Origin of the sequence: Oceanobacillus phoenicis (assembly GCF_047238145.1) — a bacterium.
Taxonomy (GTDB): domain Bacteria; phylum Bacillota; class Bacilli; order Bacillales; family Amphibacillaceae; genus Oceanobacillus.
Genome location: NZ_JBDFME010000001.1, coordinates 2,542,888 through 2,557,901, shown reverse-complemented (window position 1 = coordinate 2,557,901; position 15,014 = coordinate 2,542,888). Strand labels below are relative to the sequence as shown.

The 15,014-nt window shown below is 33.9% G+C and carries 14 protein-coding genes; all 14 read right to left on the bottom strand.

Features of this window, described 5'->3' with window-relative positions; all coding sequences use genetic code 11:
* Window positions 1-17: 17 nt before the first annotated feature.
* On the bottom strand, window positions 18-1,322 hold the full coding sequence (locus tag ABC346_RS12655; RefSeq protein WP_413235183.1) for a DEAD/DEAH box helicase: 1,305 nt from the start codon (window positions 1,320-1,322) through the stop codon (window positions 18-20).
* Window positions 1,323-1,345: 23 nt separating this feature from the next.
* Entirely contained in the window at window positions 1,346-2,464 is a 1,119-nt protein-coding gene (locus tag ABC346_RS12650) for a Nif3-like dinuclear metal center hexameric protein (RefSeq protein ID WP_413235182.1), read from the bottom strand.
* Entirely contained in the window at window positions 2,436-3,173 is a 738-nt protein-coding gene (locus tag ABC346_RS12645; protein ID WP_413235181.1) for a tRNA (adenine(22)-N(1))-methyltransferase, read from the bottom strand. Before ABC346_RS12645 ends, ABC346_RS12650 begins: the two co-directional genes overlap by 29 nt.
* Before the next feature lie 76 nt (window positions 3,174-3,249).
* Window positions 3,250-3,639 carry a c-type cytochrome gene (locus tag ABC346_RS12640; protein WP_413235180.1) on the bottom strand — a complete coding sequence of 130 codons (390 nt, stop codon included), beginning with the start codon at window positions 3,637-3,639 and terminating at the stop codon, window positions 3,250-3,252.
* An 88-nt stretch (window positions 3,640-3,727) separates the two neighbouring features.
* Window positions 3,728-4,273: a hypothetical protein gene (locus tag ABC346_RS12635; protein WP_413235179.1), complete on the bottom strand. Its 546-nt coding sequence runs from the start codon at window positions 4,271-4,273 to the stop codon at window positions 3,728-3,730.
* A 55-nt stretch (window positions 4,274-4,328) separates the two neighbouring features.
* Entirely contained in the window at window positions 4,329-5,462 is a 1,134-nt protein-coding gene (rpoD, locus tag ABC346_RS12630; protein WP_413235178.1) for an RNA polymerase sigma factor RpoD, read from the bottom strand.
* Between the two features lie 30 nt (window positions 5,463-5,492).
* A complete protein-coding gene (gene dnaG, locus ABC346_RS12625; RefSeq protein ID WP_413235177.1) occupies window positions 5,493-7,307 on the bottom strand; it encodes a DNA primase in 1,815 nt (604 codons plus the stop codon).
* A gap of 348 nt (window positions 7,308-7,655) precedes the next feature.
* Entirely contained in the window at window positions 7,656-8,471 is an 816-nt protein-coding gene (locus tag ABC346_RS12620) for a pyruvate, water dikinase regulatory protein (RefSeq protein ID WP_413235176.1), read from the bottom strand.
* A 33-nt stretch (window positions 8,472-8,504) separates the two neighbouring features.
* Complete coding sequence (ccpN, locus tag ABC346_RS12615; RefSeq protein WP_413235175.1) at window positions 8,505-9,134, bottom strand: transcriptional regulator CcpN; 630 nt, start codon at window positions 9,132-9,134, stop codon at window positions 8,505-8,507.
* Between the two features lie 293 nt (window positions 9,135-9,427).
* A complete protein-coding gene (glyS, locus tag ABC346_RS12610) occupies window positions 9,428-11,506 on the bottom strand; it encodes a glycine--tRNA ligase subunit beta (protein ID WP_413235174.1) in 2,079 nt (692 codons plus the stop codon).
* A gap of 1 nt (window position 11,507) precedes the next feature.
* Window positions 11,508-12,389: a glycine--tRNA ligase subunit alpha gene (gene glyQ, locus ABC346_RS12605; protein WP_413235173.1), complete on the bottom strand. Its 882-nt coding sequence runs from the start codon at window positions 12,387-12,389 to the stop codon at window positions 11,508-11,510.
* Window positions 12,390-12,743: 354 nt separating this feature from the next.
* Window positions 12,744-13,520, bottom strand: a complete 777-nt coding sequence (recO, locus tag ABC346_RS12600) for a DNA repair protein RecO (RefSeq protein ID WP_413235172.1) — start codon at window positions 13,518-13,520, stop codon at window positions 12,744-12,746.
* A 31-nt stretch (window positions 13,521-13,551) separates the two neighbouring features.
* Window positions 13,552-13,698, bottom strand: coding sequence for a YqzL family protein (locus ABC346_RS12595; RefSeq protein WP_413235171.1), 147 nt, complete (start codon window positions 13,696-13,698; stop codon window positions 13,552-13,554).
* A gap of 98 nt (window positions 13,699-13,796) precedes the next feature.
* The gene (era, locus tag ABC346_RS12590) at window positions 13,797-14,699 is read right to left on the bottom strand and encodes a GTPase Era (protein WP_413235170.1); all 903 of its coding nucleotides are present in this window, start codon (window positions 14,697-14,699) and stop codon (window positions 13,797-13,799) included.
* Window positions 14,700-15,014: the final 315 nt, after the last annotated feature.

The following is a 15,014-nucleotide window of genomic DNA, read 5'->3' as shown; positions in this document are numbered from 1 at the left end:
TTGTTTCCTCTCTTCCCTTACTTTTTCTTTTTCTTAGTTAATTGTCTTTTAATCTCTTGGTGTTGACGTTTTTGTTTCTTTTTATAGCCTGGTTTAACTTTTTTTTGTTTAGATACTCGTTTCCAAGCTTCTTTATCAATGGAAGTATCAACTTTTTTGCGACGTTGTCGTTCATTCCACGATTGATCCTTCTTCCAATCCCCGTTCTTTACTTCGACAAATTCAAATATTAACCCTTTTTGCTCTAAACGTTGGATTAATGACAAATCATTATCATCATAAATACTAATTGCCGTTCCTTCTAAACCAGCTCTAGCAGTTCTACCAACTCGATGAATATAAAAAGATTCTTCTTTTGGTATTTGTGCGTTTATAACATGACTGACACCTTTAATATCTATTCCTCTAGAGGCTAAATCTGTAGCTACAACGTATTGGTATTTCAGATTTTGAATTTCTTTTAAAACTCGTTTTCTTTCTCTCGGGCTTAATCCCCCATGAATGACTCCTACTTCTAAACCATACTCTAATAATTCATCTGCAAGTTCATTTGCTTGCTGTTTCCCATTGGTAAATATAAGTGCAAGATACGGATGGATGGATTGAGAAATTTCCCAAATGATTTCTGCTTCTTTCCGATGTTTTTTACGAATTAATCGATGATCCATTTTTTCTGGTGAGAAGTGTTCATCAATTTTAACATTTAATGGATTTCTTATATATTTTTTGAAAAAATGTTGTAGTCGTTGTGGAATTGTTGCGGAAAAAACAAGCAATTGAATATCTTGTTTCGACCGTACTAATAATTGATCAACTTCTTCTAAAAACCCAAGATCCAACATTAAGTCAGCTTCATCAACCACAAAAGATTTCGCAGTGTATATAGATACAGCTCCATCTTTAACAAGGTCTAAAATTCTACCTGGGGTTCCTACGATAATATGAGGAGGCGTCTTTAATTTCTCTATCATTTTTTGTTTATCCGTACCCCCGACAAGCAACTTAGCATTCCATTCAGTCGTTTTATTAGCTAGTGTGATGATATTTCTTACTTCATCGTATAATTGTGTAGCCAATTCTCGTGTAGGTGCTGTAATTACAAATTGTACCTCTTTTTTGTCACTTTCTAATTTGTGAAAAAGAGGTAATAGAAATGCATGTGTTTTACCAGACCCCGTACGAGATTGTCCAACTACACTATCTCCTTTTATAATAGCAGGAATAACTTTTTCCTGAATTTCTGTTGGATTCTTAAATTTTAATTGTTCAATAACATCATTTACAATGGGGTTTAATTGTAAATCTTCAAATTTCATACCCATGTAATGACCTCCTATCTCTCCATCTATACAAATTGAAATGGATCAGTATTTATCTCAGATATCTCTATAAAATCTTTGTCCAAATTCATCGATTGTACCAGTGTTTGTTTCGTATAATATTTCATGATTTTTTCAATATAATGCCCGGCATCTATTATGGTTAATCCCATTTCAGCAGCATCCTGTGCGATATGGAAAGTCATATCCCCGGTGATGTATACATCCGCTTTCTGACGCATAGCCTTGGAAACATATTTTTCTCCACTTCCACCTAGAATTGCTACTCTCTTAATCATTTTATCCTTATTTCCTGATATACGCATACCTTCTAGCTGAAATTGGTTTTTGACGGTTTGAATAAAAGAGTCTAATGTGGTTGGCTCTGTTAAATTGCCAATACGCCCGATGCCAAATTCCATAGTTTCATTTTCTAGTGAATAAATATCATAAGCGGGTTCCTCATAAGGATGCACGTGGAGGATTGACTTCATAACCTTTGAAAGTATACGCTCAGGGACAATCGTTTCAACTTTAAATTCATCAACATATGTGATTTCATTTTGATCTCCAATATATGGATTAGTACCATCTAGAGGTTTAAAAGTTCCTTGGCCAGAACTTTGGAATGTACAATGACTATAATTTCCAATATGCCCTGCTCCAGAGTCAGCTAAAGCCTGTCGGATATTATCCACATGGCTTTCCGGAACATAGATGACAACTTTATAATACGCTTCATTATATACAGGCACAAGTGGAGTTGTATGAGTTAAATTTAGCTCCTTAGCTAACATATCATTAACACCGCCATCTGCTGCATCTAAATTAGTATGAGATGCGTATACAGTGATATCATTCTTTATTAATTTTTGAACCGTTCTTCCCTTAGGTGTATCCATATTGATTTGCTTTAATGACTGAAATAATACAGGGTGGTGGGCAATAATTAAATTTATACCCTTCTCTATCGCTTCATCTACCACACTTTCAGTGACATCTAAAGTAATAAGTACTCTATTCGTAGTCGAATTGTAAGTTCCTATCTGCAGACCAACATTATCCCAATCATAAGCTAAATGTTTCGGTGCCCAAACTTCCATTGCTTGAAAAAAATCAGCGTGTTTCCAAGTTGTTTTTTTCATTGTTTAAGACCTCCTGCATCCAATCTAATTCTTTTGTAAATTGGTTAATTTTTTCTCGATCCACCTGCTTTGCTTGCTTCATCTGTTTAACTATACGCGCTAACTTTTCTCTTTCCAACTCCCACTTTTTCATAAATGCATCACTTTTGTCTTGCAATAAGTATGGACCAAAATAAAGTTGTTTTTCTTTTTCCAAATTATTATAAGGAGATTTATATGAGTCATCTTTTTCTGCCACTAAAATCTCATAAATATGTCCTTGTTCTTCAATAATTTCTTCCGCTACTAAAAGATAATGATGATTATCTAACCATTGTCGTAATTCTTTTGCATCGACATTGGGTTGTAAAATCATTCGATCTACTTCTAAAGAAATTTCTTTATGTTGATTTAGGATAGATGTAATTAACGATCCACCCATACCTGCAATTACAATTTGATTAACTTCCCCTTGTTTGATTACTTCTAGCCCATTTCCTAGCCGAACATCAATTTGATTTTTCAATCCATATTCATTAATTGTATCTTTTGCGCTTTCTAAAGGACCAATATTCACTTCACCAGCAATTGCTTTTGCATCTGAATTGTTTTGACAAACATATGCAGCTAAATACGCATGATCCGATCCAATATCAGCAAAATTTGCATTTCCCGGGAGATAAGATGCTACTTTCTTTAAACGATTTGATAAACTAACTCGCTTACCCATTACCTAATTCACCTTCTACATTAAGAAAAGCTTTCTGATTTTTAAGCAGAAAGCTTTCATTCATTTAAACTTATAATTACTGTTTCTCACTTAACCATTGCGTTAATGCTTCCAGATCTTCACCTTGCACTTGAGTTTGCGCAGGCATATTTCCGATACCTTCTTGTACAATTTGAGCAAGTTCTTCCTGAGAATATTTGCTTCCAATCTCAGTTAAATCAGGTGCAGATCCACTAGCTAAATCAGATCCATGACACATTGCACAATTATTTTGGAATACCGCATCTCCATCTCCTCCAGCAGTTTCTCCACCGCCTTCTTCAGATTGTTCGGTTTCTTCCCCACCATTTTCTTCAGCGTCATGAATAGCTTGTCTTTGATCAATTCCAACTACTGAAATAATAATTACAGCAAGGATCCCGATAACAGCAATAATTGCATATGGTATAACCGGGTTTTTTTTCATTATGCTTCCTCCCTTATGTAATCCCCTTAATGCATATATAAAAGACTATATATAGTGTACTTTAAAATTCGATAATTTTAAAGGATTATCATAGAAAATTTAAAAAAACGACATAAATTAACATAGATAACAGAGCGATTAGTCCAACCATTCTTAAAATAGTATCTTTACGGAGATACCCTATAATAAACCATAGAAAAAATTGAATACCTGCCATAGCAATAACTATTAACGCATCAAAATATATTTGACAAAGCAGTATCGATAATTGCAATAGAAACAATAAAAATGATATCCACCCAACAAAAGATAAAGGTTGGTGATTGGGACGAAAAATAATAATACCTATTCCACTTAACATAAATCCAAAAATTAAAATTAAAAATTGTAATACTGAATTATTATAAAAAATAAATAGTGTTGATACAACCACTAGCATTACCAGTATTAAACTAAAATATACAAATGCAATTCTCAGTTTCTTTCTCTTTCCATCATCTACTTCTAGTTCGCCACCTTTTGTATATAATGCAAGGAGATAATCACAATACCTTTCTGGTAATAGTCGATGTTCTTTCCAATAATTAATTTCATTAATGATAAGTTTCGTTTTCTCTTTTGAAATCCGGATCACCCCATTTTAGATATACATAAGTCATTATCCACCATAAGCAGATAATGACTTTGATTTAATCTAAAAAGTCTTTAAGACGCTTGCTTCGACTTGGGTGTCTCAACTTACGGAGTGCTTTTGCTTCTATTTGTCGAATACGTTCACGAGTAACTCCGAAGACTTTTCCTACTTCTTCTAATGTTCTTGTTCGCCCATCATCAAGTCCAAATCGTAATCGAAGGACATTTTCTTCTCGGTCAGTTAGTGTATCTAAAACATCTTCTAACTGTTCTTTTAGTAATTCATAAGCTGCATGATCTGAGGGTGAAATTGCCTCTTGGTCCTCGATAAAGTCACCTAAATGAGAATCATCTTCTTCTCCAATTGGAGTTTCTAATGATACTGGTTCTTGAGCAATTTTAAGAATATCTCTTACTTTATCCGGACTTAATTCCATTTCTTCGCCAATTTCTTCTGGAGTAGGCTCCCGTCCAAGGTCTTGTAATAATGACCGTTGTACCCGAATCAACTTATTAATCGTTTCTACCATGTGAACTGGAATACGAATCGTTCTTGCTTGGTCAGCTATCGCACGAGTGATTGCTTGACGTATCCACCATGTAGCATACGTACTAAACTTAAATCCTTTACGATAATCAAACTTTTCAACAGCTTTGATAAGACCCATATTTCCTTCTTGGATAAGGTCCAAGAATAACATTCCTCGTCCAACATAACGTTTAGCAATACTAACTACTAATCGTAAGTTCGCTTCAGCTAGCCGTCTTTTTGCTTCTTCATCGCCTTCTTCAATACGTGAAGCAAGGTCGATTTCTTCTGCAGCAGACAATAGATTTACTCTACCAATTTCCTTCAAGTACATTCGAACAGGGTCATTTATCTTAATACCTAATGGTACACTTAAATCATTAAGATTAAATTCCTCTTCTTTCGCGATTTTCTGCATTTCGGGGTCATCTTCCGACTCACCAATCACATCAACACCCTGTTCTTCTAGGTACTCATAAAATTCATCCATTTGTTCTGATTCAAGTTCGAAATTAGATAAACCGTCTGCCACCTCTTCATAGGCTAATGAACCGCGTTTTTTCCCAATTTCTAAAAGTCTATTCTTAGCTTGTTCCAAAGTAGTTACTTCTGTTGTTTCTGTTGCTTCTTCTTTCATATGCGAAGGCTTTTGTTCGGCCATGAGTCCCCCTCCTTCCAAGTCAAATAATTTTTAGTTCATGTGCTTACGCTGTTTTTGAATTTCAATAATTTGCATTGCTATTTCAGCTGCTTCCATTGGATTGTTTTGTTGCTCTGCAATTCTTTGCTTTTCCTTCAAAGATTTAATACTTACTTTTTGGTTACTTTCGTTTAAGATAAAACGAATATAATCATCAATTTCTTCATCTGTACTATTTACAATATCCGTCATCATTACAGCTTCAACAATTTGTTTTTTTAAATGATCATCGGATAGTCTTTCCATAAATAATCCTATATCTGGAGGATTTCCCTCCTCATAATAAGCATATAAATGCGTAGCAATAACTTTGTGATCATTGATATTGAATGACGCTCCTAAATCGTTTTGTACCTTTTCAGTAATATACGAATCCTGTAACATATATGCAATTAATTTCTTTTCTGCATTTAAATAAGCAGGATGGAGCTTTGTTTGGTATGATGAAATACTTTTATTAGTATATCTGTTATACTGTTGATTATCCCTAGAATTCAGTTGATTATTCCGATAAGATTGTAATTGTGCCATTAGAGAATCATGAGACAGATTAAATTCTTTATGCAATTCTTGCACATAATATTCCCGTTCTAGGGTACTCTCAATCATCGAAAGTTCCTTAAGTACTTTTTCGATATAAGCAATCCGATCTCCTTCTACTTTTAAGTTATAATCTTTTCGTAAAAATCTCATATAGAAGGTCATATAGGTATCACTTGTTCGAATCACCCGATTCTGGAAAGCCTCCATACCATTACTTCGTATAAAACTATCCGGATCATCAGTGGGATCCATTTTTGCAATTCTTATATCACAACCTACGGATCGAAGTAACTGGGAAGCTTTATAAGCTGCATTCAAACCTGCATTGTCCCCGTCATAACATATAATTACCGTATCCACATAACGGTTTAATAATTTCGCTTGAGATTCAGTCAAAGCAGTACCTAATGTGGCTACTACATTTTTTAAACCAGCCTGGTAAGCACTAATAACATCGACAGAACCCTCAAATAAAATAACTTCATTTTCTTTTCGGATGTGTTTTTTTGCTAAATCAAAATTAAATAATATTTTGCTTTTTTGAAACAACCCGCCTTCAGGGCTATTTAAATACTTTGGTTCTACACCATCATGCAATGCACGCCCAACAAAACCAACTGTTTTTCCTATAGCATTACGTATCGGGAAAATTACTCGACCACGAAAACGGTCTATAACATCATGTTCATTCTGTGCTGATAAAATACCGTTTTTTACAAGTAATTGTTTACTAAATCCTTTTTTGGTAAGAAACTCTAAGGTAAAGTCTTTTATATTCGGAGCATAGCCAATCTGAAAGTCCTCTATTCCTTCATCAGTAATACCACGTTCTTTCAAATATTGATAACCTTCTTTACCGTCTTTTGTGTACTTCAGTAAATGGTGGTATAACTTCATAAGCCAGTCATTTGCTGTAAGCACTTGTTGATCTTCATCTGATAAAGAGGATTCTTTTTTAATAGATGATTGTGGCAATTCAATTCCTTGCTTCTCTGATAGGAACTGTAACGCTTCATAGAATGTAAAACTTTCTATTTCTTTCAAAAAGGTAAAAACATTACCACCTTTTCCACATCCAAAACAATGAAAAATTTGTTTTTCTTGAGATACCGAAAAAGAAGGTGTCTTCTCCCCATGAAACGGACAAAGACCAAAATAATTTCGACCCTGTTTTTTCAGTTGAATATACTCTCCAATAACATCAACAATATCATTAGCAGTTTTTACTTGTTCAATGATTTCATCTGGTACTTGATTGGTCATGTTTACCACCATACTATAATATTATTCGTGACTTCTTAAAAAAATCCTTCACTTTTCGACATATTTTTCTCTTATTCCGAAAAAAACACCTTCTAAATGCTAAAAGTAACTCTCAGAAGGCTTTCATAATATTTTTTTCGTTAATTGCCTTTCTTTAAATTCTACAAGTGTATAGTAGAATCCTTCTTTCTTCTTAATGTTTTACTTTTCAGAATTGGATTTTGTGTTGTTATGCTCACACGAATGATTATTATAATATATTTTTGAATAGATATCTATCATTTTGCCTCAAAATCTAGTAAAAAGAAAAACATTCTGCTTTTACGACAGAATGTCATCTTCACTAATTTATAATGTATTGTTTTCTTGCTTCAATCGCAATATATGATTTGCTGTTTCTTCGACAGCTTTATTAGAAACATCAATGACCTGACAACCAATTTTATCTACAATAGTTTGGAAGTATTCTAATTCTTGCTCGATACGATTCATATTCGCATAAGTTGCTTGATCTCCGAGCCCAAGTGCTTTTAGACGTTCTTTTCGAATACTATTCAATTTTTCTGCTGTAATCTTTAATCCAATACATTTTTTCGGATCAACCATCATTAATTCTTCTGGGGGATCTACTTCTGGAACTATTGGTACATTTGCTACTTTAATTCTTTTGTGAGCTAGATATTGCGACAATGGTGTTTTAGATGTACGTGATACCCCTATCAAAATGATGTCAGCACGTGATATTCCTCTTGGATCTCTACCATCATCATACTTAACAGCAAATTCAATGGCTTCGATTTTTTTGAAGTAGTCTTCATCCAATTTATGTACTAATCCTGCTTCTAGACGAGGAGTTCGATGAAATACTCGTTCCATCGCATCCATTGTTGGACCCATAATATCGATAGCTTCTACTTCAAGTTTTTTCGCTTGTTGATTTACGTATGCTCTTAAATCTGGATCAACTAGTGTAAATCCTACTATGCTAACTGTATCTTTTGCAAGTGTAAGAAACTCATCCACAGTTTCCTTATCTTCTACATATGGAACTCTTTGAATTTTATAATCTCCATTTTTAAATTGACTCAGACCCGCTTTAACTACTAATTCTGCAGTTTCCCCGACAGAATCAGAAAGCACGTAAATAATTGGCTGGGTAGACATCCATATTACCCCTCTCTTAAGAATCAATAATGATTAAATATCTTCATCCGTAGTTAGTTCCACTAACAATTTTGTCATTGTTGTTTTTGTTATTCGACCGACTACTTCTAATCCTCGATCACTATCCTTTACTACCGGAAGTCCGTCGATTTGTTTTGAAATTAACTTATGAGCAGCATCAATTAATAAATCATCTCTTCGACAAACTGTAATGTTTGGCATACGTGTCATTATAATATGCACTGGAATGCTTGTTAAGTCTTGGTGTCCCATACTTGTTCTAAGTAAATCTTTTCTGGATAGTACACCTGTTAAACAAGCATAATCATCAACGACAAATAATGTACCTACATCCTCTAAAAACATAGTAGAAATTGCATCATATACAGACACACTTTCTTTCACTGCCACAGGTACCTGTTGAAATTCATGCACCTTATATTTCTTGATTTTTTCAGACAATAACTCTGAAGCGGTTTTCCCTGTATAGAAATACCCAACTCGTGGTCTTGCATCCAAAAATCCCGCCATTGTTAAAATGGCTAAATCCGGACGAAGGGTAGCTCGAGTTAAATCTAGTCGGTCTGCAATATGCTCCCCAGTAATTGGACCATCAGCTTTTACGATTTCTACTATTTGCTGTTGTCGTTTTGTTAAGTCCATTTTTTCACCACCCAAACAACAACATATTCGTTGCTGTTTAATTTTGATTGCGACCTTGATTCCGCATATAACTGGGAGTAATACTCCCAGTTCATGACGACAAGACTATAGCCATTGAGAATAAGTGGGGGATAAACTACCCGTAAATGTCCGATACTGTTCAAGGGGCGTTAGGTCATTCCCTTGTGCTACTAACATTTAGTGGGAGAAGAACGAACCCCTAAACGTTAATTTTACTTTATCCTTTTATTAATTGTATCAGTTATAACAAGAACAAGCATCTATTTTTCCATTTAAAACTGTTGTTTCCATTCAATTTTTCTTAAATCAGCGTATGGAAGAATAAGAGATGTTAGTGCTTGTATTAATGCAAGACGATTATTGCGTATCTCAACATCATCTGCCATCACCATATTGTTGTCAAAGAACGCATGAATTGGTGCTGCTAGTTGTGCAAGTGTAGCTAACGCCTGTTTCGTTTCATTTTGAATGAGTTGATTTTCATATACTGCTTTGATATCTAAATAACGTGTGTAAAGGTTTTTCTCTGATTCTGTTTCTAATTTTTCTTCACTTATCGATCCATTTGTTTCTACTTTATTCGATAGATTCAAAACACGAACGAGAGCTTCTTGGATTGGTTTAAAAGTCTCTTCATTTCGCTTTTCGGACAATTCTTGTGCCTTATCAAATGATACAAATATATTTCCAAGCTTTTGATCCGTTACAGCGTGAATAACATCGACCTCTAAACCTGCATCTTTCATTAGATATACTGCTCGCAAGCGGAAGAATTCAATTAATTCTTCTGTAATATTCTCACTTATGGGTACATTTGATTGCTGGATTACCTCGAGGGCAATATTGATTAATTCTTCCACTGTTAGGTTCCATTTTTCATTGTGTAATATCCGTAATATTCCAGAAGCTTGTCTCCTTAACCCATATGGGTCTTGTGATCCGGTTGGGATTAGCCCTACAGCTATACATCCTGTAATCGTATCTAATTTATCCGCTACACTAACCACGGAACCGATAACCGATTGTGGTAAATCATCTTTTGCATGTTTCGGTTGATAATGTTCTTTTATTGCTTGTGAAGTAGATTTATCTTCTCCAAAATAATTCGCGTATTTTTCACCAATTATTCCCTGTAATTCCGTAAATTCGTTTACCATATTTGTCATTAAGTCGAACTTAGAAATTTCAGCTGTACGTACAATTTTTTTTCTATCTTCCACTGCTAAGGTGAGTTTTTCTGAAATACGATCAGCAATTTTTTTCATTCGTTCTACCTTATCGGAATAAGTACCTAGTTTTTCTTGAAAAACTACCTTTGATAACTTCTCTTGGAAAAAATCAATGGAATGCTTACGGTCTTCATTATAGAAAAATTCTGCATCAGCTAAACGGGCTCTTAATACTTTTTCATTACCCCTGGCGACTGTTTCAAGATGAGAGCTATCGCCGTTACGAACACCTACAAAATAAGGCTGTAACTTTCCCTTTTTGTGAACTGGAAAATATCGTTGATGTTCTTTCATCGAAGTAATTAAAACTTCAGGCGGAATTTCAAGATAAGCTTCTTCAAATTTTCCAACAAAGGCAGTAGGATATTCTACTAAATTTCTCACTTCTTCTAGTAACTCTTGATCAACTGAAATTTCAAAAGTATGTTCTGATTCAAGATTAGATAATTCTTCGACAATTAGTGCTTCTCTATCCTTTGCTTTTGCAATTACATAATTTTCTTTTAGTAAATCCTCATATTCAGCCGGTTGCTGTATTGTCACTTTTTCTCCTAGGAAACGATGACCATACGTCATATTATTTGTAGCTACGTGCGCGATTTCAAAAGGGATGACTTCCTCACCGAATAAGGCCACTAACCAACGAATCGGTCTTGCATAACGAATGGTCTCATTACCCCAGCGCATATTTTTACCAAACGTAATCGACTCAATAATCGATTTAAATTCCGGTAATAGTTTTTGGACAGGTTTTCCTTCAATATGCTTTGTAACGTAAATATAGGAATTGCCTTTTACCTCTCTAACAACTATATCATCTGTTGATAGTCCTTGACCTCTCGTAAAGCCCTGTGCTGCTTTAGTCCAATTTCCTTCTTCATCTTTGGCAATTTTGAGTGCTGGTCCTTTTACATCTTCTTCAATGGAAGTTTGTTTTTCATCCATATCTTTTACATAAACAGCTAACCTTCTAGGAGTTGAATAAGATATTACACTATCAAAGGAAATTCGATTATCCTCTAACCATTGTTTTGTTTTTGTATAAAATTGTAATTCTGCATCATCTATAAATCGTGCAGGTAACTCTTCTAATCCAATCTCAATTAATACATCACGTGCCATTTTATTTAGCTCCTTTCTCTTGAAGCATTGGAAATCCTAATTTTTCACGTTCAGATACATATATTTTTGAAATACTTCTCGCTAAGTTACGAATTCTAGAAATATACCCGGTTCTCTCGGTAACTGAAATTACTCCCTTTGCATCTAACAAGTTAAATGTATGAGAGCATTTTAAAACATAATCATATGCAGGAAATACAAGTCCTTTTTCCATAGTTTGCTTTGCTTCTTTCTCATACATTGAAAACAAGTCAAAAAGCATTTCCGTATTAGATTCTTTGAAAGTATATGTGGAATGTTCAAATTCAGGCTGATAAAAGATATCTCGAATAGTAACACCATTATTCCATTCTAGATCAAACACATTCTCTTTATCTTGAATATACGATGCTAAGCGTTCTATTCCATATGTTAATTCTACTGTAACAGGGTTTGCTTCGAGCCCGCCAATTTGTTGGAAGTACGTAAATTGCGTAATTTCCATTCCGTCTAACCATACTTCCCATCCTAATCCCGCTGCACCTAAGGTAGGATTTTCCCAATTATCCTCCACAAAACGGATATCATGTTCCAATGGATTAATGCCAAGTTTTTTTAATGATTCTAGATATAATTCTTGAATATTATCAGGTGACGGTTTCATAATTACTTGAAATTGATGGTGTTGATAAAGTCGATTAGGATTTTCACCGTATCTTCCGTCATCAGGACGTCTCGATGGTTCCACATATGCTACATTCCAAGGCTCAGGACCTAAGCTTCTTAATAATGTCATTGGAGACATTGTTCCTGCACCTTTTTCTGTATCATAGGCTTGCATAAGTATACAATTTTGATCTGACCAATGATTTTGTAATGTTAATATCATTTCTTGAATGTTCATATTGTCAACTCCTTAATTTATAATGCGAGACCTACCGGGAGTTCATCCGCTATCCCACAATTTTTCTTTCTACCGCTAAGATAAGAAAAACCGTCCCTATGTCTATAAATAGACATAGGGACGGTTTTTCCGCGGTTCCACCCTACTTGCTCAATTGATTGAGCCACTTTATGGTTCATTGCTCAGAAGTTCCTTCTTAAGGTTACTATCCTCTAGCTTTCACTATTCTAGAGTCGCTATCCATAGTATATTCTTAATACTCCTCTTCTTCACTGCAATCAAATTTATTTTTAAATATGTAAAAATAATACTCTATACGGTTTGTATTTGTCAATAATTACATAAAGTGAAACTTTATTCATTGGGAGGTTTACTTTCCGTTACATGAGGGATAAATAAATCTAATTGATCCAACACTTTACGTGATTTAATCCAAAATCCACCGTACTGATCATAATACGCATATAGTATATTTCTAATCAATTGAACATTCTCTTTTTTCATTCGAATATTTCCAATTCGCTCCAAATCTACTTCACTAAATAAATACATTAATCGAGATAACTTAGCTGGAATATTAATTGCTTCCGCGTCAAAATGAGCACATTGTTGACATAACATACCACCTTCATTAATCGAAAATCTCACTAACTTATCTTCCTTACCGCATCTACTGCATTTGTGGAGAATAGGAGCAAACCCTGCTTTTTTGTATAATTTTAATTCATACATAATTACAGGTATATCAACTTCATCATGATTATTTATCCACAATAACGTCTGATAAAATTGTTCAAATAAGTGTGGATCATTGTCTTTGGAATCAAGCAACTTATCGGTTAATTCTGCAATGTATGATACATAAGCAGTCTTATAAATATCTTCTCGAACGATTCGAAAAGAATCAAGTACTTCTCCTTGTTGAATCGTACTTAATCCTGTACCGATATATACAAAGAATCGAGCATTAATGAATGGCTGCGTTACAGCAGCCATTCTGCTTTTTGGTTTTTTTGCTCCTTTTGCCAAGGCATTAAATTTACCTATTTTATTACTAAAAATAGTAACTAACTTATGCGTTTCTCCATAATCTTGTGTTTTAATAATAATCCCATCAATTTTTTCAAGCAATCGCTTCACCTTACTTTCTTTACAAGATGAGCTATATATTGGTTTCAGTAGAAGATACTTCTGTTGATTCTTTAGCCTGTCCATCATAATCCAATGTTGCATTTTCTAATTCTTTCATCAATAAATAGGTTTCAATGTTTCCTGTCTGACTAAACAACTTCCATGTTATATCTACCACAAGAAACCCCACCTTTCTTTAATTATTAGGTTGAAAATGTAACTTATTTATAGAATGGCTTTTCTAAATCAAATCATAAGTATTAAATATTTCCATGTTTAATATTCGTCACTTCTAAATCCAAATTCATGTAATTGGTTTTGCCTGTTTCTCCAATCTTTTTTCACCTTTATCCATAGCTCTAGATACACTTTGGAGCCAAGTAACGCTTCAATATCTCTTCGTGCTTGTTTTCCAATATTTTTCAACATACTTCCTTGCTTCCCAATTAATATACCTTTTTGAGAACTTCTTTCAGTCACAATTGTTGCTTGAATCAGTAACTTTTCATTCTCATTCTTCTCTATATTTTCAATTACTACAGCAATTGAATGAGGCACCTCTTCTTTTGTTAAATGTAATACTTTTTCCCGAATTAATTCTGAAATTACGAACCGCTCCGGATGATCAGTAACTTGATCTTCTGGATAATATTGAGGTCCTTCTGGCAAATGCTTCTTCAATACATCGACTAAATGGTCGACATTATTTCCTTCTAGTGCAGATATTGGAATAATTTCTTCAAAATCGTAAAGTGACTTATACTTCTCTATCAGTGGTAATAGTTTATCCGGATGAATTAAATCAATCTTATTAATTATAAGAAAGACAGGACTATTAACCTTTTGCAATAAATCAATTATATACTGATCTCCTCTTCCATATCCTTCATCTGCATTTATCATAAATAATATACTATCAACTTCATTTAAGGTATCTTCTGCAATTTGAACCATAAAATCGCCCAGTCGATGTTTCGGTTTATGAATTCCCGGTGTATCGATAAAAATCATTTGCGCATCGTCTGTAGTATATACACCTTGTATTTTATTTCTAGTTGTTTGTGCTTTATCACTCATAATAGCAATCTTTTGACCAATTACTTTATTCATAAAAGTTGATTTACCAACATTAGGGCGACCAATAATTGATAAGAATCCTGATTTATAATTCGTTTCCATGTTGTATCCTCCGAGACGTTAATTTTATTAATTTATATCATACTATAAAATGATTTCAGTTTCACTAAATCGACAAAACCTTTAAAAACTTTCTTTTTTTTGCGATAGAGAGTTACTCTATCAACAACGTGTCATATAAGTTAAATTACATCGTTATCATAATAGCATGAATATGAATAAGAAATAAACTTTCTAAATCGATCTTAAAAGTGGTTGATATTACATTTTTCATCTATTCCATCTTTTTACAGGAAAAAAGCCCAAATCTAATGAAAGATTTAGACCTTTACGTTTAGAGATACTAATGGAATAAAC